This is a genomic window from Ornithinimicrobium tianjinense (genome assembly GCF_014636495.1).
Lineage (GTDB): Bacteria > Actinomycetota > Actinomycetes > Actinomycetales > Dermatophilaceae > Ornithinicoccus > Ornithinicoccus tianjinensis.
On sequence record NZ_BMEM01000004.1, the window covers coordinates 309137 to 329873 of the forward strand.

The following is a 20737-nucleotide window of genomic DNA, read 5'->3' on the forward strand; positions in this document are numbered from 1 at the left end:
TCCGGACGCCGGTGCGACCCCCTGCGGGGCGGGTCCGCACCGGCGTCCGTGTCGTGGCGGCCACCGGCGGAACGGGTCGGCGCGCGGGTGCGTCATACCCGGGACAGAGCAGTCCACCACTCCTCCCAGGAGGCACCGATGCCTCGGCAGACCAGGACCCGCCTGACCCTCGTGCCGCTCGCCGCGACGCTGGCCCTCACCGCCTGCACTGTCCAGCCCGACCCGCCGGGGAGCACCGCGACCCCCGGACGCTGGGACGAGACCGCAGGGAAGGCCGCCGTGACCGCGCTCTCGGCCGGCTACCTGGCGGCGTTCGACGACTGCGACGACCTGCTGACCTACTACCAGGCCAACGCGCTGGAGCTGGTGACCCCCTACGGCCTGGGCGGGTTCGGGGGTGGGATGGTGGCATCGGACAGCGCCGCAGGAGCCGAGAGCGGCATGGACAGCGCAGCGGCAGGGGCCTCGTCGGACGCGGCGGCCCCGCACTCCACGACCAACGTCCAGGAGGAGGGCGTCGACGAGCCGGACATCGTCAAGACCGACGGCCGGATCATCGTCACCGCGGTCAACGGCCGCGTGCGCATCGTCGACGTGGCGAGCGAGAAGGTCGTCTCCGAGGTGCGTATGCCGGGCCGGCGCGACCAGGCCCACGCCTCCGAGCTGCTCCTGAGCGGCGACACCCTCGTGGTGCTGGGCCAGGAGTGGTCCTACGCCCAGCCCGTGGACGGGCGGTTCCTGCCCTTTGGGTCGGCGCGCACGGTCGTCATGACCGTCGACGTGTCCGACCCGTCCGCGCCGCGCACGCTCGGGTCGATGCGGATCGAGGGGTCCTACCGCTCGGTGCGGCTCGTCGGCGACACCGTGCGGCTGGTCATGGTGACCGAGCCCCCGGGCGTGGAGCAGACCCAGCCCACGAAGGGCACGCTCGCGGCGGAGGCCGAGGCGGAGCGCGAGAACCGCGAGCTCGTCATGGCCACCACGATCGACGACTGGGTGCCGCACGTGCAGATGCTCGACACCGAGGGCAGGGCCACGTCGACCACCCAGCTGCTGGGCTGCGACCAGATCTCGCGGCCACGCGACCCGGCCGGCCTGTCGACGATGTCCGTGCTCAGCTTCGGGCTCGGCGACGGGGCGCCGACGCCCACCTCGGGCGCGGGCCTGGTCGCCTCCGGCGACACCGTGTATGCCTCGACCGACCGTCTCGTCGTCGCGACCAGCGGCTGGGACCTGTGGCGGTGGATGGGGCCGGCGGTCGACGCGATCTGGCCGACCGAGCCGGTCAACCGGACCGACCTGCACACCTTCGACATCTCCGACCCGGACCAGACCAGGTATGTCGCGTCCGGCTCGGTCGAGGGGCGGCTGCTCAACCAGTGGGCGCTGGACGAGCAGGACGGCGTCCTGCGCGTCGCCACCACCACCGACCCTCCGGGGGCCTCGGTCCAGTCGCAGTCCTCGTTGGTCGTGCTGCGTGAGGACGGCGACGAGCTCGCGGAGACGGGCCGGGTCGACGGGCTGGGCCTGACCGAGCAGATCCGGGCGGTGCGCTACCTGAGCGCGGACCTCGCGGCCGTCGTGACCTTCCGCCAGACCGACCCGCTCTACCTCGTCGACACCAGCGACCCCACCGCACCCCGGGTGGCCGGCGAGCTGAAGATCCCCGGCTACTCGGCCTACCTGCACCCGGTCGGCGACGGCTGGCTGCTGGGCGTGGGGCAGGACGCCGACCCGAAGACCGGGCAGACGAAGGGTCTGCAGGCCTCGCTCTTCGACGTGCGCGACCTGTCCGCCCCGCGGCAGGTCACGGTGCTCACGTGGGAGAACGCCTACTCGATGGTGGAGAACGACCACCGGGCCTTCACCCTCTGGCCGGCCACCGACCAGGTCCTGCTCCCATGACGCAGTGGTCGGAGAAGGAGGACGGGACCGGCGGGTTCGGCGGGGTCGTGAGCCTGAGCGTGGGAGCGGACCGGCTCACGGAGACGGGGCGGGTCGCGACCGGGCCCGGCAAGAGCGCGTGGGGCGAGGGGCCGATGCGCACGCTGGTGATCGGCGACGATCTCTGGGCGCTCGACTACCAGGGCCTGTCGCGGTTCGACCTCGCGACGCTGGAGGGCGGCTGGGCCGTGGATCTGCCCTAGTTATGCCGGATGATCCACGTCGAGAGAGACGTTGTGCCGCAGGATCTGCTGAACTGGCCAAAGTCGAAGCCTTCTGACCGAATTGACTTCGCCCGACGACCCCTGCTACAACGTTGCCATGCCCACCGCACGCCGCCGAATGTGCCGCTGCTGAGCCCACGCCTCGCAGCAGCTCTCGCGACGTGCGACGCCCCGGTGACCGGGACGCCATACCTGCGCTGACGAGGCCGGCTCAGCAGAGTGACCCCCACCCTGCAGACCCCGAAACCTCAAGGACCAGCGCACATGAGCACCTACACCGACTTCGCCACCCGCCAGATCCACGCCGGCCAGACCCCGGACCCGTCGACCGGCTCGCGGGCCCTGCCGATCCACCAGACCACCTCGTTCGTCTTCGCCGACGCCGAGCAGGCCGCCAACCGGTTCGCGCTGGCTGAGCTGGGCCCCATCTACACCCGCATCAACAACCCGACCCAGGAGGTCGTCGAGAACCGCCTCGCCGACCTCGAGGGCGGCGTCGGCGCGCTGCTGCTCTCCTCGGGGATGAGCGCGATCACGCTGGCGGTCCTCAACGTCGCCGAGGCGGGCGACCACGTCGTGGCCAGCCCGAGCCTCTACGGCGGCACCCAGAACCTCTTCGCCCACACCCTGCCCAAGCTCGGTGTCCAGGTCTCCTTCGTGGAGGACCCGACCGACCCCGAGTCCTGGCGCGCCGCCGCGCAGGACAACACCAAGGCGTTCTTCGGCGAGACGATCGCCAACCCCAGCGGTGAGGTCCTCGACGTCGAGAAGGTCGCGGGAGTGGCCCACGAGGTCGGCGTCCCGCTCATCGTGGACAACACGATCGCCACCCCGTTCCTCAGCAACCCGATCCGGCACGGCGCGGACGTCGTGGTGCACTCGGCGACGAAGTACCTCGGCGGCCACGGCACCGCGATCGGCGGCGTCATCATCGACAGCGGCAACTTCGACTACGGCGCCCCCGAGCTCGAGGGCCGCTTCCCCGGCTTCACCCAGCCCGACCCCTCCTACAACGGCCTGGTGTATGCCGAGGCGCTCGGCAAGGACGGCATCTTCGGCGTCAACCTCTCCTACATCCTCAAGGCGCGGGTCCAGCTGCTGCGCGACCTGGGCCCGGCCATCTCCCCGTTCAACGCCTTCCTGCTGGCCCAGGGCATCGAGACCCTGTCGCTGCGGGTCGAGCGTCACGTGAGCAACGCCGCCCAGGTCGTCGAGTTCCTCTCCTCCCACCCCCAGGTCGAGAAGGTCATCTACGCCGGCCTGCCCGAGCACCCCTCGCACGACCTCGCGCAGAAGTACCTGCCCGGCGGTCCCGGCGCGGTCCTGGCCTTCGAGATCGCCGGCGGCGTCGAGGCCGGCAAGGCCTTCGTCTCCGCGCTCGAGCTGCACAGCCACGTGGCCAACATCGGCGACGTCCGTTCCCTCGTCATCCACCCCGCGTCCACGACTCACAGCCAGCTGACCGAGGAGGCCCAGCGCGCCGCTGGCGTCACCCCGGGCCTGGTCCGGCTCGCGGTCGGGATCGAGGGCATCTCCGACATCCTGGCGGACCTCGAGACCGGCTTCCGCGCGGCCGCCCAGGTCACCGGCGCGGGCACCGACGAGACGTCGGCGGCCTGAGCCGTGAGCGCTGCGTCGCGCCGCCGCACCCAGCAGGTCGGCGACCTCACGCTCGAGAGCGGTGCCGTCCTCGAGGGCGTACGGGTCTCCTACCAGACCTGGGGCACGCTCAACGAGGCCCGCGACAACGCGGTGCTCGTGCTGCACGCGCTCACCGGCGACAGCCACGTCGTCGGCGAGCGCGGCCCCGACCAGCCGACCGCGGGCTGGTGGCCGGGGCTCATCGGCCCGGGCGCGCCGATCGACACCGACGAGTACTTCGTGGTCGCCCCGAACGTCCTCGGCGGCTGCCGCGGCACCACCGGGCCGAGCTCCCCCGCCCCCGACGGCCGCCCCTACGGCTCCTCCTTCCCGACCATCACCGTCCGCGACCAGGTCCACGCCGAGGCGCTGCTGGCCGATGCGCTCGGCATCCACGCCTTCCACCTCGTCGTGGGCGGCTCGGTCGGCGGTATGCGGTCGCTCGAGTGGGCGGTGACCTACCCCGGGCGGGTCAGGCGGTGCGTGGTCCTCGCCGCCGGCGCGGCGGCCACCGCCGACCAGATCGCCTGGTCGGTGCCGCAGCTGCACGCCGTCCGGCTGGACCCGGCCTTCCACGGCGGCGACTACTACCCCGGCCCCGGGCCGCGTCAGGGCCTCGCGATCGCCCGGCAGATCGCCCACGCGACCTACCGCAGCGCCGAGGAGCTCACGCTGCGCTTCGGTCGCGACGGGCAGGAGGGCGAGGACCCGCTGCGCGGCGGACGGTATGCCGTGCAGTCCTACCTGGAGCACCACGGCGCCAAGCTCGTGCGCCGCTTCGACGCCAACTCCTACCTCGCGCTCACCGAGGCGATGAACTCCCACGACGTCGGCCGCGGCCGCGGCGGGGTGGCGGCCGCCCTGCGGAGGATCACCGCCGAGCTGACCGTCGGGGTCGTCTCCAGCGACCGGCTCTTCACCCCGGCCGACGGCGAGGTCGTCGCCGGGTCGCCGGCGTGCCGCGAGCTCGCGGTCATCGACTCCCCCTACGGCCACGACGCCTTCCTCATCGAGACCGAGCAGGTCTTCGGCATCATCGAGCGGGCTCTGGCGAGCGCACCGGTCCCGGCGGCGTCGCGCCCGGCCCGCCCGACCGGCCCCGCCCGCCCGGCCGCGGCCCCCGCGCGGGAGCCGCTCCTGGTGCGACCGACCGCGGCGGCCTACTGACGCGCAGGGCTCTGCGGGTGCGCGGGCCAGCCCCACCTAGACTCCGCGCATGCAGCAGACCGAGCACCAGGGCATACCCCTCCTGTGGCGGGACGGCCCCGCCCCGCTCACGGGCGCTCTGGTCTTCCGGGTCGGGGCGCGCGACGAGGACTTCCGGACCGCGCAGGTGACGCACGCGGTCGAGCTCTTCGACGTCCCGGACGACGAGTTCCACTGATGGGCGGCCGTCCCGGCCGGGACCACGCCGGCGCCGACCGCCTGGTCGTGGCGCTGGCGCTGTCGGCCGGGCCGCTCGTCTCGCTGGGCCTCGCCCGCTTCGCCTACGCGCTGCTCCTGCCCGAGATGGCGTCCGACCTCGGCTGGTCGTGGTCGCAGGCCGGGGCGCTCAACACCGCCAACGCGGCCGGCTACCTGCTGGGGGCGCTCGCCGCCGCCCCGCTGGCCCGCCGCCTCGGGACCGGACGGGCGTTCCTGCTCGGCGCGCTGGTCACGACGCTCGCGCTCCTGCTGACCTCCCTCACCGGCGGGTATGCCGTCCTCCTCCTCGCCCGCACCGCGGCCGGGGTCGGCGGGGCCTGGGCCTTCGTCCTCGGGGCCGCGCTCGTCGCCGCCGCAGGCGCCGGCGGGGAGCCCGGACGCGCGGCCCTGATGCTCGGGCTCTACTACGGCGGGGCCGGCGGCGGGATGACGCTCGCCGGCCTGCTCGTCCCCTGGGTGCTGGACCGGACCTCCGGCTCCTGGCAGCTCGGGTGGGTGGTGCTCACCGTGCTCGGCGCGGTGGCGACCGTGGTCGCGGGCCTGGCGCTGCGGCATACCGTCGAGCCGGACCCGCCGGCGGCCGCGGAGCACCAGGGCTGGGACCGCCGCCGCATCGGCTGGCTGTCGGCGGGCTACACCTTCTTCGGGCTGGGCTACATCGCCTACCTGACCTTCGTCATCGCCTTCCTCCAGGAGCAGGGCATCGGGCTGCGCACGGTCGCCGTCTTCTGGGTGGTGGTCGGCGCGGCGGCCTCCGCGGGCTGGTTCGTCTGGGGCCGGCTGATCGGGCGGCTCGGCGGCACGCCGGCGATGAGCGTGCTGATGGTGGTGCTGGCCGTCGGCACCGCCCTGCCGGTGCTCGTGACCGAGCCGTGGGCGTTCTTCGTCTCCGGCCTGGTCGTGGGCGGCACCTTCCTCTCGGTGGTCACCGCGATGACCGTGGGTGTGCGGGAGGCCCTGCCGGCCGCCCTGTGGACCTCCGGGCTGGCGTTCGCGACCGTCGCCTTCGGGGTGGGCCAGACGGTCGGACCGTGGCTGACCGGCTGGTTCTCCGACGTCGTCGGCTCGCTGGGGGCCGGGCTGGTGCTCTCCGCGGCACTGCTCGTCGCCGGTGCGGTCCTGGCCCTGCCGGGCGTGCGGCAGGCCCCGTCCCCCGGCGGGGGTCCGGACACGTAGGATCGGGAGGACCGAGGGGAAGGAGGGCGTGGATGCCCGAATGGTTGAGCGACAGCCCGCAGTGGCTGTGGTGGGTGGGGGCCGCACTGGTCTTCGGCATCGTCGAGATGACCACCCTGGACCTGATCTTCCTCATGCTCGCGCTCGGGGCGCTCGTCGCGGCCGTGGCCGCCGGCGTGGGGATCCCCGTCGTCGCGCAGGTGCTGGTCTTCGCCGTCGCCGCGGGCCTGTTCGTCGTCGCGCTCCGCCCGGCGGCGCTGCGGCACCTGCGGGTCGAGGGCAAGGGCGGGGTCATCGGGATCCAGGGCAACATCGGCCAGACCGCCACCGTCCTGGAGGAGGTGACGGACCGCTCCGGGCTGGTCAAGCTGCGGGGCGAGCCCTGGACCGCCCGCGCCGAGCTGGCCGGCCAGCGCTTCGCGGTCGGCGACCTGGTCACCGTGGTCAAGATCGACGGCGCCACGGCGGTGGTCACGGCCCGCACCCCCGAGGACAAGCCCTTCGACACCGAGGCCCCGACCGAGGGCTGAGGCACGCAACCCCGCGGGCCCGACGCACGTCATACCCGCACCGTCCTGACTGACGACAACACCAAGACGACAACACCAAGGAGAGATCGTCATGCCAGATCCCGTGAGCATCATCGTCTGGGCGGTCGTCGCCCTCCTCGTGCTCTTCGCGATCACCGCCATCGCGCGGGCGATCCGCATCGTGCCCCAGGCCACCGCCGTCATCGTGGAGCGCCTGGGCAAGTACGACCGGACGCTCGACGCCGGCCTGCACTTCCTCGTGCCGTTCATCGACCGGCCGCGGGCCATCGTCGACCTGCGCGAGCAGGTCGTGAGCTTCCCGCCGCAGCCGGTCATCACCAGCGACAACCTCGTGGTCTCGATCGACACGGTCATCTACTTCCAGCCGACCGACCCCAAGGCCGCGACCTACGAGATCGCCAACTACATCCAGGGCATCGAGCAGCTCACCGTCACCACGCTGCGCAACGTCATCGGCTCCCTCGACCTCGAGCAGACGCTGACCAGCCGCGACATGATCAACGGCCAGCTGCGCGGCGTCCTCGACGAGGCGACCGGCCGCTGGGGCATCCGCGTCAACCGCGTCGAGCTCAAGGCCATCGACCCGCCCGCCTCCGTGCAGGACTCGATGGAGAAGCAGATGCGTGCCGAGCGCGACCGTCGCGCCGCGATCCTCAACGCCGAGGGCGTCAAGCAGTCGCAGATCCTCACCGCCGAGGGTGAGAAGCAGGCCCAGATCCTGCGCGCCGAGGGCACCGCGCAGGCGGCGATCCTGGAGTCCCAGGGTGAGGCGCGCGCGATCCTGCAGGTCTTCGACGCCATCCACAAGGGCAACCCGGACAGCAAGCTGCTGGCCTACCAGTACCTCCAGATGCTGCCCGAGATCGCCAAGGGCGAGGCCAACAAGATGTGGGTCGTCCCGACCGAGCTCACCGCGGCGCTGTCCGGCATCGGCAACGCGCTGGGCGGCGGCAGCGGCTCCGGCGGCGCCAACGTCCTGGACGCCCCCTCCGTGGGCCTGCGCCCGGACGCCGGGGACACCGGGCTGGACGACCTGGACGCGCCGACGCTGGAGGACCCGCGCGAGGCCCTGCGCCGCGCGCGTGAGGAGGTCGAGGGCGCGACCCGGGACGCCGAGGGGTCGACCCGCGGTCGTTCGCAGAGCCAGGGTCAGGTCTCCGGTGCCGCCCCGGGCCTCGACCCGCTCCAGCACGGCGAGCCGGACTTCGGCGCCACCCCGCAGCAGGGCAACCCCGAGTCGCTGCCCGTCGAGCGGCCCGAGGCGGGCCACCGGGGCTGACCCGGACAGCACCACGAGGGCCGTCACCGCGCACGCGGTGACGGCCCTCGGCATAGTGGGGGACATGCGCATCACCGACACGAGCGACCTGTGGTGGAAGAGCGCGGTCATCTACTGCCTGGACGTCGAGACCTTCCTCGACGCCGACGGCGACGGCATCGGCGACCTCGAGGGCCTGGCCCAGCGGATCGACTACCTGGCCGACCTCGGCATCACCTGCCTGTGGCTCATGCCCTTCTACCCCAGCCCCGACCGGGACGACGGCTACGACATCAAGGACTACCTCTCCGTCGACGAACGCCTCGGCGACCTCGGGCGGATGGTGGAGATCCTGCGCCTCGCGCACGACCGCGGCCTGCGGGTCATCGCCGACCTCGTCGTCAACCACACCAGCGACCAGCACCCGTGGTTCAGGAGGTCGCGGGCCGAGAAGGACCCGGCGAAGAACCCCTACCGCGACTACTACGTATGGCGCGCCGACGAGCCCGGCGACACCTCCGCCCAGGTCGTCTTCCCGGACCAGGAGGACTCGATCTGGACCAAGGACGACAAGACCGGCGAGTGGTACCTGCACCACTTCTACCGCCACCAGCCCGACCTCAACCTCGACCACCCCGAGGTGGTCGCCGAGCTGCTCCGCGCCGTCGGGTTCTGGCTCGAGCTCGGCTTCGACGGCTTCCGGGTCGACGGTGTGCCGTTCTTCGCCCAGGGACCGGGCAAGGAGGGCGGGGACGACCTGGTCGACCCGCACGCCTTCATGAAGCAGCTGCGCGACTTCGTCCAGCTGCGCCGCGGCGACGCGGTGACGCTCGGGGAGGTCAACCTGGCCCACGAGGACCAGCTGGCCTTCTTCGGCGGCGACGCTGCCGACGAGTTCCACATGCAGTTCGACTTCATCGGCATGCAGGCGACCTACCTGTCGATGGCGCGGCAGGACGCCCGGCCCCTGGCCACGGCCCTGCAGGAGCGGCCGGAGCTGCACCGCACCAACCAGTGGGCGACCTTCCTGCGCAACCACGACGAGCTCACCCTCGACAAGCTCTCGGACGCCGAGCGCCAGGAGGTCTTCGACGCCTTCGGGCCGGAGGAGCGGATGCAGGTCTACGGCCGCGGCCTCAAGCGTCGCCTGCCCACGATGATGGGGGGTGAGCCGCGACGCCTCCGGATGGCCTACTCGCTGTTGTTCTCCCTGCCCGGCACCCCGACGCTCTACTACGGCGAGGAGATCGGGATGGGCGAGGACCTGGCCGCCGAGGGCCGGATGGCGGTGCGCACCCCGATGCAGTGGAGCGCCACGAAGAACGGCGGCTTCTCCTCGGCCCGGCCCTCGAGGCTGGTGCAGCCGGTCGTCGGCGACGGCTACGGTCCCGAGCACGTCAACGTCATGGACCAGTTGCACGACCCCGACTCGCTGCTCTCCTGGATCCGCACCCTCATCCGGATCAGGCACGCCTGCCCGGAGCTCGGCTGGGGCGAGCTGGAGATCCTCGAGCACGACGCCGGCCCCGCGGTGCTGGCGCACCGGCTGTCGCTGGAGAGCACCGCGGTCGTCGCCGTGCACAACCTCGGCGCCGACCCGGTCACCGTCACGGTGCCGACCCACGGCTTCGGGGGCGATCCGCGCGTCGTCGACCTGGTCACGCACGACGTCCTCGCCGCTCCGGGCACCGAGGTCCCCTGCGCGCTCGAGGGGTATGGCGTGCGCTGGCTGCGCGTGCGCCCCACCGGCGACCTGGCGGTGCCGTGATGCGCATCGGCTTCCACGCCTCCCACGAGCAGATCTCGCCACGGCAGCTGCTGGCGGACGTGCAGCACGCCGAGCGGGCGGGCTTCGCCATGGCGATGTGCTCGGACCACCTGGCGCCGTGGTCGACGCGTCAGGGGCACTCCGGCTACGCCTGGGCGTGGCTCGGCGCCGCCCTCGCGACGACGGGCCTGAGCTTCGGGACCGTCTCGGCGCCCGGCCAGCGCTACCACCCGGCGGTGCACGCGCAGCGGATCGCGACGCTCGGGCAGATGTTCCCCGGCCGCTTCTGGGTGGCGCTCGGCAGCGGCGAGAACGCCAACGAGCACGTCACCGGCCAGCCCTGGCCGGCCAAGGAGGTCCGCACCCGACGGCTGGAGGAGTCCGTCGACGTGATCCGCCGGCTGCTCGCCGGCGAGGAGGTCACCCACGACGGGCTGGTCACCGTCGACCGGGCCAGGGTGTGGGAGCGTGCCGACCCCGCGCCGCTGCTCGTCGGTCCGGCGGTCTCCGTCGCCTCCGCCGCGCGGGTCGCCCGGTGGGCCGACGGGCTGGTCACCGTCAGCCAGCCGGTCGACACGCTCAGGCGCGTGCTCACGGCATACCGGGACGCCGGCGGAGCCGGCACCGCCGCGCTCCAGGTGCACCTGTCCTGGGCGCCCACGCAGGAGGAGGCGCAGCGGGTCGCGCACGAGCAGTGGCGGACCAACGTCTTCGGCGAGCCGGTCAACTGGGACACCGCCACGGTCGACGCGTTCGACGTCATGGGCGAGCAGGTCGGGCCGGAGGCGGTGGCCCGGTCGGTGCGGGTCTCCGCCGACCTCGGCCAGCACCGCGCGTGGCTGCAGGAGTATGCCGAGCTCGGCTTCGACGACGTCTACCTGCACTTCGTGGGGCAGGAGCAGGAGCGCTTCCTCGACACCTTCGGCGAGCACGTCCTCCCTGATTTTCAGCCGTAGTTGGCGGCGACCCACTCCCGCCAGCTGTCCTCGAACTCCGCGTAGGTCATCCCGGTCTCCTCCTCGAACACGGCGTCGAGGTCGTCGTGGTCGTACCAGCTGTCGGCCGAGGAGAGCCCGACGCCGACGTCCCGCGCGGTCTCGAAGCCCCAGCCGCGGTCGAGGTAGGTGAAGACCATCGCCGAGACGGCATACGCGACCTCTCCGGTCTCGTCGCCCTCGTAGTAGTACTCGTCCCAGGTCGACGGCAGCTCCTCGGGCACGCCGGTCCGGGCCACCACCTCGGCGTACCAGGAGTCGACCTCGTAGTCGCGGCGGTCGCCGTACCACTGGGCCAGCCCCTCCCACAGCCAGACGGGCGGCGAGACGGTCGGGTCGCCGTCGAGCAGGGCGTGCACGCCCTCGTGACGCATGACCGACCAGCCGCCGGGCGGGATGAAACCGTGCTGCGCCAGGTCGTCCACGAGCACGTCGAGGTCGATGACGATCCGGTCGAGGTGGTCGGCGGCGAGGGTGACGTTGACCTGCTCGGGTTCGATCTGGTCCGGGTCGACGCCCGAGAGGTAGGTGGCCAGGCCCAGCGTCGTGCCCGTGCGCTTGTCGTCCATGATCGCCTCGATCTGCTCCGACGTCGCCAGCTGGACCACCAGCCGCTCCCGGTCGTCCGCGGCGAAGTCGCCGAAGGCGTTGGCCGCAGCGGTCTCCAGTCCCGGCAGCACCGCCGCCACGTCGGCCCCGCGCCCCTTCGGCGCCAGCACGAGCAGCCGCTGCGTCTCGGTGACGTCCACGGCCGCGAGGTCCCAGAGCTGCGGGTGGCCGTCGTTGCCGCCGGTCTCGGACGTTCCGGTGATGACGGGGTCCTCCCCAGGGCGCTGCTCGACGGTGAGCCGGTAGCCCTGCACGGCCGGGACCGGGTCGGCGCCCTCGACCTGGTGGGCGAAGATCACGTCACCGCGGCCGCCCTCCGGGCTGTCCGCCACGGCGACGACGTCGGGCAGGAAGAGCCGGACCGACATCGGCACCTCCCGGACGCTGCGGAACCAGAGCCGCCACTGCTCCAGCTCGCCCTCGGGAAGCTCGAAGAGCGCGGCCCACTCGTCCTCGGTGCCGTCCTCGAGCACGGTGCTCATGCGGCTGGTCAGCGCCACGAGGTCGGCGTCGGTGAGCGGGTAGAGGCCGCTGCGCTCCGAGACCTCGCGCGGGGGCGGGTCGGTCGGTGCGTCGCTCGGGGAGGCGGTCGTGGCGGCCGGCCCCTCGGGTCCGGAGGCCGCCACAGGTGTGCTGGCGGTGGTGACGACCACGCTGTCCGTCCTGGCCGGCTCCCGCCCCGTGACGTCGCCACCGCCGCAGCCCGTCAGCACGAGGACGGTCAGGCAGGCTGCCCCGACCGTCCCGCGTGAGATCGCGCGTGCTCGCACGTGACCTGGCTCCCTCCTGCTCACTGGACGGAAGCCTAACCTCGCCCCGGTCGCTCGAGACCGAGCTGCTGCCGGACCTGCCGGACGATCTGCTCGGGCGTCGCCGCCACGTCGACCACCACTCCCGGCTCGTCGTCCTCCAGCGGCTCGAGGGTCGCCAGCTGGGACTCGAGCATGGAGGCCGGCATGAAGTGCCGGGTGCGGTGTTCCATCCGCTCGGCCAGCAGGTCCGGATCGCCGGTGAGGTGGATGAAGCGGGTCCCCGGTCCACCCTTGCGCAGCACGTCGCGGTAGGACCGACGCAGGGCGGAGCAGGTGAGGATGGTGCTCACACCCTCACGGTCCCGTTCCGCGGTCCACGCGACCAGCGCCTCGAGCCAGGGCCACCTGTCCTCGTCGGTCAGCGGCTGGCCCGACGACATCTTGTCGATGTTGGACCGGGGGTGCAGGTCGTCGCCCTCGCAGAAGTCCCAGCCCAACTGCTCGACGAGCAGCTCCGCGACGGTGCTCTTGCCCGTCCCGGAGACGCCCATGACGACGAGGTGCACGGGGTCGTCATACGCCTCCGCGGTCACGGGACGACCAGCCACAGCAGGCCGGCGATGAGGAAGATCGTCAGGCCGAGCGTGGTCTCCATGACCGTCCAGGTGCGCAGGGTGGTCTTGACGTCCATGCCGAAGAAGCGGCTCACCAGCCAGAAGCCGGAGTCGTTGACGTGCGAGAGCACCGTGGCGCCCGCGGCGATGGCCAGCACCAGGCAGACCACCTTGAGGTCGGACAGGTCGGCCGCCACGACGGCGGACGACAGCAGCCCGGCGGTCGTGGTCAGCGCGACGGTGGCCGAGCCCTGGGCGACGCGCAGCAGGGTGGAGATGACGAACGCGGAGACGATGAGCGGCAGCCCCAGGTCGGCGAGGCTGTCCGAGAGGGCGGCACCGATGCCGGAGTAGCGCAGCACGCCGCCGAACATCCCGCCGGCGCCGGTGATCAGGATGATCGCGCAGATGGGCCCGAGGGCGTCGTTGAGGATGGTCTCCACGGTGGCGGGCGAGCCCGCGCGCATCCCGAGCGTGTAGGTCGCGACCAGCAGGGTGATGAGCAGCGCCACCGGCGTCTGTCCGACGAAGACGAGCGCGTCCAGGGCGAGGCTCTCCTCCGGCAGCCCGCCGGCCTTGCGCATCGTGTCGATGGTGGTGTTGAGCGCGATGAGCACCAGGGGCAGCAGGAGGACCATGAGGACCAGACCGAACGAGGGCGGGGAGACCGTCTCCTCGCCGCGCCGGATCCGGTCGGCCCGGGCGTCGTCCTCCGGGTCGTCGAGGTCGGACGGCTCGCCGGACACGCCTCCGCGCAGGATGCTGTCGTTGATCGGGACCATCACCTTGCCGGCGTAGACCTGGGTGTAGAGGTAGACGCCCACGTACCAGGCCAGCACCGCGACCGGGATGCCCACGAGCATCGTGAGACCGACCGAGGTCTGCAGCTCGACGGCGGCGGTGACCGGGCCCGGGTGCGGCGGCACGATCGCGTGCATCGCTGCGAACGCACCGGCGGCGGGGATGGCGTAGAGCAGCACCGAGCCGCCGAAGCGTCGCGCCACGGAGAAGATGATCGGCAGGAAGACGACCAGACCGGCGTCGAAGAAGATCGGCAGGCCGAAGAGCAGCGCCGCCACGCCGAGCGCGAAGCCCGCCCGCGCCTCACCGAAGCGGTTGATCAGCGTGTCGGCCAGCACCTGCGCCCCGCCGGTCACCTCGAGCAGGCGCCCGACCATCGCCCCCAGGCCGACGAGCAGGGCCACCGACCCCAGCGTCGTGCCGAAGAAGCTCGTCGCGACCTTGGCCAGGTCCGCGAACGGGATGCCGGCCGCGACGCCGGTGAGGAGGCTGACGAGCACGAGCGCCACGAACGCGTGCATCCGCAGCTTGATGATGAGCAGCAGCAGCACCGCGACGGCCACCGCCGCGATCGTGAGCAGCACTCCGGCAGAGTGCACCGGTTCCATGGGGTCCATCGGTCCTCCTGGTGGCGGGGCGCACCGCACCGTGCGCCGGGACCCACAACCTAGCCGGGGACGCGCGTGAGCGCAGGTCCTCGAGGGAGAGGTCGTCGAGGGAGAGGTAGCCTGACCTGTCAGGCTCCCGGCGCGAGCTCCGTGACGACGGCGTCCACGAGCTCGTCCTGCGCGTCCACGACATACCGCGGAAGGGGTGCGCCCTGGACCGCCGCCTCGTCGAAGAGGACGGACAGCTCGGTGCAGCCGAGCAGCACGGCGTCCGACCCGCCGCGGAGCTCCTCGACCAGGGCCGCGAACTCCTCCCGCGGGACGGGCACGCCGGCCTTGACCCCGTCGTAGATCACGCTCATCACCCGCCGCTGGTCCTCCGGCTCAGGCAGCCGGACCACGGCGCCGCGCCGCTCCAGGGCTTCCTGGTAGAGCCGGCTGGACAACGTGCCGTCGGTCGCCAGGAGGGTCACCGCGGGGGCCTCGGTGCCGCCGCTGACCTCCCGGGCCCGCGCCACCGCTGCCGCCGCGCCGACCTCGACGATACTCAGCAGCCGCACCGGCAGCTCCTCGGCGAGGAAGGCGTGCGCGGTGTTGCAGACGATGACGGCCAGGTCCGCGCCCAGGCGGCCGAGCAGCTCCAGGTCCCCCATCAGGTATGGCGTGGGGTCGGGCAGGGTGGCGTCGTGCAGCCGGGCGGTGCGGTCGGGGGTGGTCGCGTGGCTGAGGACCACGGTGTCGATGTGGTCCTGGTCGGAGCGGGCGGGCGTGCGCCGGGTCAGGGCGTCCAGGAAGGTGACCGACGCCGCGGGACCCATCCCGCCCAGCACGCCGAGCACGGGGCGCCGCCAGGTGTCGGGGAGCAGCCGGCCGACCTCCCGGCCGGGAGGCTCGACGGTCACGAGGTCACCGGCCGGCGGTAGTGGGAGGCGAAGTTCTTCACGAAGAGCACGTCGCTCTTGACCTGCGCCAGCAGCCGCTCGGAGCTGCGGTCGGGCGCGTAGACGAACGGCCGCATGACCCTCCCCTGCTGCCGGACCCGCGTCAGTCGGTGCCGGACGGCACGGTCGGTGACATAGCGGCGCACCAGCGGCACCGGCGCGATCGCGTAGAGCCAGTCGTCGGTCTCCGGCCCGGTCGTGACGTCCTCGTAGGGGTCCCGGCCCTCGACGTACTCACGCACGTAGGGCGTGACGATCGGGTGGCCGGCCGCGTGGAGGTAGCCGTGCGAGCGACCGAGGCGCGGGTTGAGCTCGAAGAAGTACTCCCGCCCGTCGCGCGGGTCGACCTTGACGTCGAAGTTGGCGTAGCCGGTCCAGCCGACCGCCTCGAGCAGCTTCGTCGCGTCGGCCAGCATGGAGTCGCTGGTGCCGTGCATGACGGCCAGCGGGTTGCCGATCCACGACGGGTCGTGGTCCTCCAGGAGGACGTGCCCGACCCGGCCCCAGCGCACCCTGCCGGCGCGGTCGGAGTAGGTCGTGAGCAGCCGCATCTGCTCGTCCCCGCCCGGGATGCGTTCCTGCACGACGAGCGCCCCGGCATACCCCGCCTCCGACATCGTCCGGCGCAGGTCCAGGAGCTCGGCCACGTCCGCGGCATACCCGACCTTCTTCTTGCCCGGGTAGATGAGGTGGTGGAAGGCGGGCGGGTCGGCGGCCTTGACGACCAGCGGCCAGCGCAGGCTGCCGAGCAGGTCCCCCACCTGCGTCTCGGCGACGTCGTGGTCGACGACGACCGTCTGCGGGTGCGCGACGCCGACCTCGGCGCACAGCTGGGCGAACTGCTCCTTGTCGTTCATCCGCTCGATGAGCGGCAGCTCGGGGTAGGGCACGACGACGCGCTCGTCGAACGCGCCGCGGATCTCGCCGAGCCGCTCGATCCACCAGTCCATCGTGCCGAGCACGAGGATCCGGGCCCCCGGGTGCGCGTCGGCCACGCGGTGCACGGCGGCGACCGCCTCGTCGGGCTCGCTCAGGCCGGGCACGACCACGTTGTCGATGATCGCCGAGCCCCGGACCGCCGACGGCACGGCGCGCGAGAGCACCGTGGTCCGCACGCCCAGCTCGGCGTGGAAGGCGCGCGCGAGCGTGTACGTCGGCAGGTCGCCGCCGAGCACCACGGGCACGAAGGGCGTGGTGGAGGAGTGCGGCGCGACCGGCATCGACATGAGGCGCAAAATATCAGCCGGTCCCGGGTGGGCCCTGGGTGTCGCCGTCGCGCCACCCTTCCGTGGCGGTTCCGGGTATGACGCTCGCCCGCCCCGCGGTCAGCTCGCCCAGGAGGGCGTCGAGGTCGACCTCGTCGGCGACGGGCACCTGGACGCGGAGGGTGACGTGCTCGGCATACCGGGCGTCGGTGATCGTCACGTCGCGCGCGCGGAGGTCGTGCTCGAGGCGGCCTGCGAGGGCGTGGTCCACCCGGACGTCGGTCTCGAGGACGCGCAGCCGCGTGAGAGTGGGCGCGACCTCGATGGCGGCGCGCACGGCGTCGGAGTAGGCGCGGACCAGCCCGCCCGTGCCCAGGAGCGTGCCGCCGAACCAGCGGGTGACCACGGCGACGACGTCCGTGAGGCCGGAGTGGGTGAGGACCTCCAGCATCGGGGTGCCTGCGGTGCCCGCCGGCTCTCCGTCGTCGTTACTGCGGACGGTCGCCGCGTCGGCACCCAGGACGAACGCGCTGCAGTGGTGGCGGGCGTCCCAGTGGGTGGCGCGGGCCTCCTCCACCACGGCACGGGCGGCCGCCTCGTCCTCGACGCGACGCAGCCAGCACTCGAAGACCGACCGCTTCTCCTCGATCGAGGCGACGACGGGAGCGGCGACCGTGCGACAGCTGGTCGGGCCCGGGATCATCCCCCGAGTATCCCTGTCCCGATGTACTGCCCACCTGCGCGATGTCCTGCCACCTAGACTCGACGGCGTGACCAGGCTGCTGCGCACGATCGTCCTGATGCTGTCCGTCCTGCTGGTGGGGGCGGGGGCCGTCGGACCGGCGGCGGCGCACGACGACCTCGTCGGCTCGGAGCCGACCGACGGCGCGACCGTGGAGCAGGCCCCGGAGTCGCTGGTGCTCACCTTCAGCGGGGCGGTCTCGGAGCTCGGCACGCAGGTCGTCGTCACCGGCCCCGACGGCTCCCCCGTCTCCGAGGGCGAACCAGCCGTCGACGGGGACCGCGTCGAGCAGGAGCTCGCGGACGATCTTGCGGCCGGTGGCTACACCGTGCTCTGGCGGGTGACCAGCGAGGACGGCCACCCGATCTCCGGGGAGCTGGGGTTCACCGTGACCGAGGCGTCGAGCACCGAGAGCGCGAGCACCGAGAGCGCTGGCACCGGGACCACGAGCACCGAGAGCGCTGGCACCGGGACCACGAGCTCCGCCCCGACCGTCGATCCCACCCCGGTGGCCGATGAGACCTCTGGCTCCGGCGACGGGATGCCGACCTGGGCGTGGATCGCGATCGGCGTGGCAGCGCTGGCGCTGGCCGGGGCGCTGGCCACGACCTACGCGCGCGGGCGCGGCTGAGCCCACACCCGGACCCGCTGAGCCCAGACCCGGACCAGCCCAGCGCAGACCCGCACGGATCGCTGTCTGCGGGGTGTGGGCGTGGTGGTGCGCCCGGCCGGTGTGGCCGGGGTGGGGCGGGGTCATCTGAGGTGGACGGTGGCGTGGGCGCCGTTGACGGTGACGGTGAGGTCCTTGTCGTGGACCTGTTGGTGGTGGCGGGTGCAGAGCAGGGCGAGGTTGGTGAGGTCGGTGGGGCCGCCGCGGGACCACCAGGTCGCGTGGTGGGCCTCGCACCAGGTGCCGGGGACGGTGCAGCCGGGGAAGACGCAGTGCTCGTCGCGGACGATGAGGGCCTTGTACTGGCCGGGGGTGGCCAGGCGTTGGGTGGAGCCCAGGGCCAGGGGTTCGCCGTGCGGGCCGAGGACCACGGGGGTCAGGTCGCCGGTGCAGGCGGACGGGCCGGCCGCGCGGGCGGGGAACACCTGCCCGGTCTGGGTGGTCGCGGCCCCGGTCGGGTGTCCGGTGGTCGGGTCGGCGCGCACGGTGATGATGACGCTGGCGCGGGCGGTCGAGGGCGGGGCGCCGGGGTGGCCCAGGCCGCGGCCCAGGACGGTCAGCAGCGCGTCGTAGCGGCGCTGCCCGGCCGAGCGCAGGTCCGGGGTCCCCTCGGGCCCGGGGACCGGTCGGGCCAGGGGCCCGGCCAGGATGCCGTCGAGCAGGGCCGCGTCGTCCTCGGGGGCGTCGATGGTGTAGCGGGTCATGCCCCCGCCCAGCCCCTGCCGGGTCACCAGCCGCAGCTGCCGCTCCAGACCCGCCCGTGACCGGCCGGCCCCACCACCACCAGCACCGGCTCCCGCTCCCGCTCCCGCGCAGCCTCCGCTGCCAGCCCCGGCATCCCCGCCGTCCCCGTCCCCGCCGCCGTCCCCGCGGCCACCGTCCCCGCGGCCACCGTCCCCGCGGCCGTCGGCCGGCTCGGGGTCGGGCTGGGGGTCGGGGTCGGGGTCGGGGGGTGTGTCGAGGAGGTCGATGAGCAGCTTCTTGCAGACCCGGGACAGGTCGCGGTCGCTGAGGGCGGGGTTGCACGCGGCGTCGGTCACGATCGCGGCGTACGCCTCCTGCTGGTCGGGCTCCAGGGTGGGCGCGATCCGGGTCAGGGTCCGGGCCACGGTCGCGGCACGGGAGATCCCGGTGCGTCCGGCCCGCACGGCCTGCCCCAGCGGGGCGCCCCAGTGGGTGGTCGCGGCCTCGGCGACCGCGCGCAGCGCGGCGGCCTCACCGGTGGGCAGCCACGGGCAGTGGGAGCGGACCCAGTCCACCAGCCCGGTCCCGGTCGCGGTGTGCAGCCCCCGCGTGCGGGCCTCGGCGACCAGGGCGAAGGTCAACCCGTCCAGGACCGTGCGCAACGCCCCCGCCACCCCCAGGGCGTCCACGACCCCGGCGTCGAAGACGTGCACCAGACCCGCAGGGTCCACCACCCCAGCCCCGGCACCACCGAGGCCGGCACCACCGAGGCCGGCGGCGCGGTCCAGGCCGCGCACCGCGGCCTGCAGGCCCCGGTCCAGCTCCTCCCCGGCCCACCCGGCCGGCTCCTGCCGCTCCTGCCGCTCCAGGGCCAGGGTCTCCTCGGCCTCGGCCAGCAGCTGCCAGTACTCCGCGTCCCCCTCCTGCGGGTCCTCACCGAACAGCGCCTCCTGCTCGGCGAACACCCCCAGCGCGAACGCGACCTGCTCATCACTGACCGGCCCGCCCACGAACTCCTCCCACGCCTCCACCGCACGCGCCCCGCCACTCATCCGCCAACCCTCGCTCGCTCGCCCCTCATCACCATGACCCCACACAACCAGGCACCACCGACATACCCCGCCCACTCGGCCAGGTGCGGGAGGAGGGCATGCCGGCGCCGGCGCTCACCGGCCCCGGCCGTTCTGACGGATGCGGGATGTGAGGCCGATCTCATGTAGCCTTATGGGCACGAATGCACACATCCCCCGGTGCGGCTCCGCGACCTGGTTCTCCCAGCCAGCGATGCCGTCCGGCAGAGTCAAACAAGGGGGTCGACGCCATGGGGCGCGGCCGAGCCAAGGCAAAGCAGATCAAGGTCGCTCGCAAGCTGAAGTACAACAGCGGGCCGAGCACGGACCTCTCCGCACTCGAGCGAGAGCTCCACGGAGCCAGCGGTGACTACGAGCAGTATGTCCCCGCCGAGGAGGAGGACGACGATGACGACGACCCCTACGCCGCCTACGCGGCGGATGACGACGACGACGAGGACGACTACGGCTCCTGGGCCTCGGGCAACCCTCGCTGACCACTGACCACCGTGGCGACCCGGCATCGCAGCGAGGCCACCTGGACGCACGAGGACGCGCTCGTCAAGGGCAACCCCCGACGTGACCGAGCCTGGGTCCTCATCGTCCTGGTGGCGCTCGGTGCCGTGGTGATCACGCTGTCCTGGTCCAGGTTGATGGGCATCGCCGACGTCACCTACGAGTACCGCATCTGCCAGGAGCCGTTGACCAAGGAGTCCTCCTGGGAACAGGTGCAGGCGGCCGCGTGCGACATCGCTCCCGTCGGCGACGCCCGGCTCACGCTGTGGGCCGAGGGCGACCAGCAGGAGCCCGACGTCACGGCGGCCTCGTCATGGACCTTCGAGGACGTCCCGGTCAACACGTCCGCGACGGCCGTCGAGCTCGACGTCACCGACCCGGCGACCTCCGTGGTCCTCGCCGAGCCGACCAACCAGCAGATCCGGCGGGCGCTCACCGGTGACGCGGCCGGCAAGATCTGGTCCGCCAACGTGGGAGCGCGCGGACCGGTGACCTACTGGGTCCTGGTCACGCCGGCACGCTGAGCCCGGCGCCAGCCGCGGC

The 20737-nt window shown here is 72.9% G+C and carries 20 protein-coding genes; 13 read left to right on the top strand and 7 right to left on the bottom strand.

Features of this window, described 5'->3' with window-relative positions; all coding sequences use genetic code 11:
• The first annotated feature begins 138 nt into the window (after window positions 1–138).
• The 10 genes from IEV65_RS13035 (at window position 139) to IEV65_RS13080 (ending at window position 10943) form a co-directional block, all read left to right on the top strand.
• Window positions 139–1905: a beta-propeller domain-containing protein gene (locus tag IEV65_RS13035; protein WP_188431458.1), complete on the top strand. Its 1767-nt coding sequence runs from the start codon at window positions 139–141 to the stop codon at window positions 1903–1905.
• Window positions 1902–2147: a hypothetical protein gene (locus IEV65_RS13040; RefSeq protein ID WP_188431459.1), complete on the top strand. Its 246-nt coding sequence runs from the start codon at window positions 1902–1904 to the stop codon at window positions 2145–2147. Before IEV65_RS13035 ends, IEV65_RS13040 begins: the two co-directional genes overlap by 4 nt.
• A gap of 285 nt (window positions 2148–2432) precedes the next feature.
• Window positions 2433–3788 (top strand): bifunctional o-acetylhomoserine/o-acetylserine sulfhydrylase, encoded by a 1356-nt coding sequence (locus IEV65_RS13045; RefSeq protein WP_188431461.1) that lies wholly within the window; start codon window positions 2433–2435, stop codon window positions 3786–3788.
• A 3-nt stretch (window positions 3789–3791) separates the two neighbouring features.
• Window positions 3792–4976 (top strand): homoserine O-acetyltransferase MetX, encoded by a 1185-nt coding sequence (gene metX / locus IEV65_RS13050; RefSeq protein WP_188431463.1) that lies wholly within the window; start codon window positions 3792–3794, stop codon window positions 4974–4976.
• A 49-nt stretch (window positions 4977–5025) separates the two neighbouring features.
• Complete coding sequence (locus IEV65_RS13055; RefSeq protein WP_188431465.1) at window positions 5026–5193, top strand: hypothetical protein; 168 nt, start codon at window positions 5026–5028, stop codon at window positions 5191–5193.
• Window positions 5193–6410 (top strand): YbfB/YjiJ family MFS transporter, encoded by a 1218-nt coding sequence (locus IEV65_RS13060; RefSeq protein ID WP_188431467.1) that lies wholly within the window; start codon window positions 5193–5195, stop codon window positions 6408–6410. The genes IEV65_RS13055 and IEV65_RS13060 overlap by 1 nt, the downstream gene beginning before the upstream one ends.
• A gap of 32 nt (window positions 6411–6442) precedes the next feature.
• A complete protein-coding gene (locus IEV65_RS13065) occupies window positions 6443–6940 on the top strand; it encodes an NfeD family protein (protein ID WP_188431469.1) in 498 nt (165 codons plus the stop codon).
• Between the two features lie 91 nt (window positions 6941–7031).
• On the top strand, window positions 7032–8240 hold the full coding sequence (locus tag IEV65_RS13070) for an SPFH domain-containing protein (protein ID WP_188431471.1): 1209 nt from the start codon (window positions 7032–7034) through the stop codon (window positions 8238–8240).
• A 64-nt stretch (window positions 8241–8304) separates the two neighbouring features.
• The gene (locus IEV65_RS13075) at window positions 8305–9987 is read left to right on the top strand and encodes an alpha-amylase family protein (RefSeq protein WP_188431473.1); all 1683 of its coding nucleotides are present in this window, start codon (window positions 8305–8307) and stop codon (window positions 9985–9987) included.
• Window positions 9984–10943 (top strand): TIGR03885 family FMN-dependent LLM class oxidoreductase, encoded by a 960-nt coding sequence (locus tag IEV65_RS13080; RefSeq protein ID WP_188431475.1) that lies wholly within the window; start codon window positions 9984–9986, stop codon window positions 10941–10943. Before IEV65_RS13075 ends, IEV65_RS13080 begins: the two co-directional genes overlap by 4 nt.
• On the opposite strand, the gene IEV65_RS13085 is transcribed toward IEV65_RS13080, so the two are convergent.
• The 6 genes from IEV65_RS13085 to IEV65_RS13110 all read right to left on the bottom strand — a co-directional run bounded on the left by IEV65_RS13085 (window position 10934) and on the right by IEV65_RS13110 (window position 17215).
• On the bottom strand, window positions 10934–12361 hold the full coding sequence (locus IEV65_RS13085) for a hypothetical protein (RefSeq protein ID WP_188431477.1): 1428 nt from the start codon (window positions 12359–12361) through the stop codon (window positions 10934–10936). The two genes, IEV65_RS13080 and IEV65_RS13085, sit on opposite strands and share 10 nt — an antisense overlap.
• Before the next feature lie 35 nt (window positions 12362–12396).
• Window positions 12397–12936: a gluconokinase gene (locus tag IEV65_RS13090; protein WP_229735260.1), complete on the bottom strand. Its 540-nt coding sequence runs from the start codon at window positions 12934–12936 to the stop codon at window positions 12397–12399.
• Entirely contained in the window at window positions 12933–14375 is a 1443-nt protein-coding gene (locus tag IEV65_RS13095) for a GntP family permease (protein WP_188431479.1), read from the bottom strand. Before IEV65_RS13095 ends, IEV65_RS13090 begins: the two co-directional genes overlap by 4 nt.
• Before the next feature lie 119 nt (window positions 14376–14494).
• Complete coding sequence (locus IEV65_RS13100; RefSeq protein WP_188431481.1) at window positions 14495–15268, bottom strand: aspartate/glutamate racemase family protein; 774 nt, start codon at window positions 15266–15268, stop codon at window positions 14495–14497.
• Window positions 15265–16533, bottom strand: a complete 1269-nt coding sequence (locus IEV65_RS13105) for a carboxylate--amine ligase (protein WP_188431483.1) — start codon at window positions 16531–16533, stop codon at window positions 15265–15267. Before IEV65_RS13105 ends, IEV65_RS13100 begins: the two co-directional genes overlap by 4 nt.
• Window positions 16534–16546: 13 nt before the next feature.
• Entirely contained in the window at window positions 16547–17215 is a 669-nt protein-coding gene (locus tag IEV65_RS13110) for an IMPACT family protein (protein WP_188431485.1), read from the bottom strand.
• A 67-nt stretch (window positions 17216–17282) separates the two neighbouring features.
• On the opposite strand from IEV65_RS13110, the gene IEV65_RS13115 reads away from it, so the two are divergent.
• Window positions 17283–17885, top strand: a complete 603-nt coding sequence (locus IEV65_RS13115) for a copper resistance CopC family protein (RefSeq protein ID WP_188431487.1) — start codon at window positions 17283–17285, stop codon at window positions 17883–17885.
• A gap of 122 nt (window positions 17886–18007) precedes the next feature.
• Here the strand turns inward: IEV65_RS13115 and IEV65_RS13120 are convergent, their stop codons facing one another.
• On the bottom strand, window positions 18008–19660 hold the full coding sequence (locus tag IEV65_RS13120; RefSeq protein WP_188431489.1) for an HNH endonuclease signature motif containing protein: 1653 nt from the start codon (window positions 19658–19660) through the stop codon (window positions 18008–18010).
• A 269-nt stretch (window positions 19661–19929) separates the two neighbouring features.
• Here IEV65_RS13120 and IEV65_RS13125 point away from each other — a divergent pair, with 269 nt between their 5' ends.
• Entirely contained in the window at window positions 19930–20175 is a 246-nt protein-coding gene (locus tag IEV65_RS13125; RefSeq protein ID WP_188431491.1) for a DUF3073 domain-containing protein, read from the top strand.
• A 12-nt stretch (window positions 20176–20187) separates the two neighbouring features.
• Window positions 20188–20718, top strand: coding sequence for a hypothetical protein (locus IEV65_RS13130; protein WP_188431493.1), 531 nt, complete (start codon window positions 20188–20190; stop codon window positions 20716–20718).
• Window positions 20719–20737: the final 19 nt, after the last annotated feature.

Excerpts from the sequence above, each read along its gene's own strand:
- IEV65_RS13110 (WP_188431485.1), bottom strand. The coding sequence starts at position 17,215 with ATGATCCCGGGCCCGACCAGCTGTCGCACGGTCGCCGCTCCCGTCGTC.
- IEV65_RS13120 (WP_188431489.1), bottom strand. The coding sequence starts at position 19,660 with ATGAGTGGCGGGGCGCGTGCGGTGGAGGCGTGGGAGGAGTTCGTGGGC.
- IEV65_RS13105 (WP_188431483.1), bottom strand. The coding sequence starts at position 16,533 with ATGTCGATGCCGGTCGCGCCGCACTCCTCCACCACGCCCTTCGTGCCC.
- IEV65_RS13045 (WP_188431461.1), top strand. The coding sequence starts at position 2,433 with ATGAGCACCTACACCGACTTCGCCACCCGCCAGATCCACGCCGGCCAG.
- IEV65_RS13040 (WP_188431459.1), top strand. The coding sequence starts at position 1,902 with ATGACGCAGTGGTCGGAGAAGGAGGACGGGACCGGCGGGTTCGGCGGG.
- IEV65_RS13095 (WP_188431479.1), bottom strand. The coding sequence starts at position 14,375 with ATGGACCCCATGGAACCGGTGCACTCTGCCGGAGTGCTGCTCACGATC.
- IEV65_RS13075 (WP_188431473.1), top strand. The coding sequence starts at position 8,305 with ATGCGCATCACCGACACGAGCGACCTGTGGTGGAAGAGCGCGGTCATC.
- IEV65_RS13060 (WP_188431467.1), top strand. The coding sequence starts at position 5,193 with ATGGGCGGCCGTCCCGGCCGGGACCACGCCGGCGCCGACCGCCTGGTC.
- IEV65_RS13055 (WP_188431465.1), top strand. The coding sequence starts at position 5,026 with ATGCAGCAGACCGAGCACCAGGGCATACCCCTCCTGTGGCGGGACGGC.
- IEV65_RS13065 (WP_188431469.1), top strand. The coding sequence starts at position 6,443 with ATGCCCGAATGGTTGAGCGACAGCCCGCAGTGGCTGTGGTGGGTGGGG.
- IEV65_RS13070 (WP_188431471.1), top strand. The coding sequence starts at position 7,032 with ATGCCAGATCCCGTGAGCATCATCGTCTGGGCGGTCGTCGCCCTCCTC.
- IEV65_RS13035 (WP_188431458.1), top strand. The coding sequence starts at position 139 with ATGCCTCGGCAGACCAGGACCCGCCTGACCCTCGTGCCGCTCGCCGCG.
- IEV65_RS13125 (WP_188431491.1), top strand. The coding sequence starts at position 19,930 with ATGGGGCGCGGCCGAGCCAAGGCAAAGCAGATCAAGGTCGCTCGCAAG.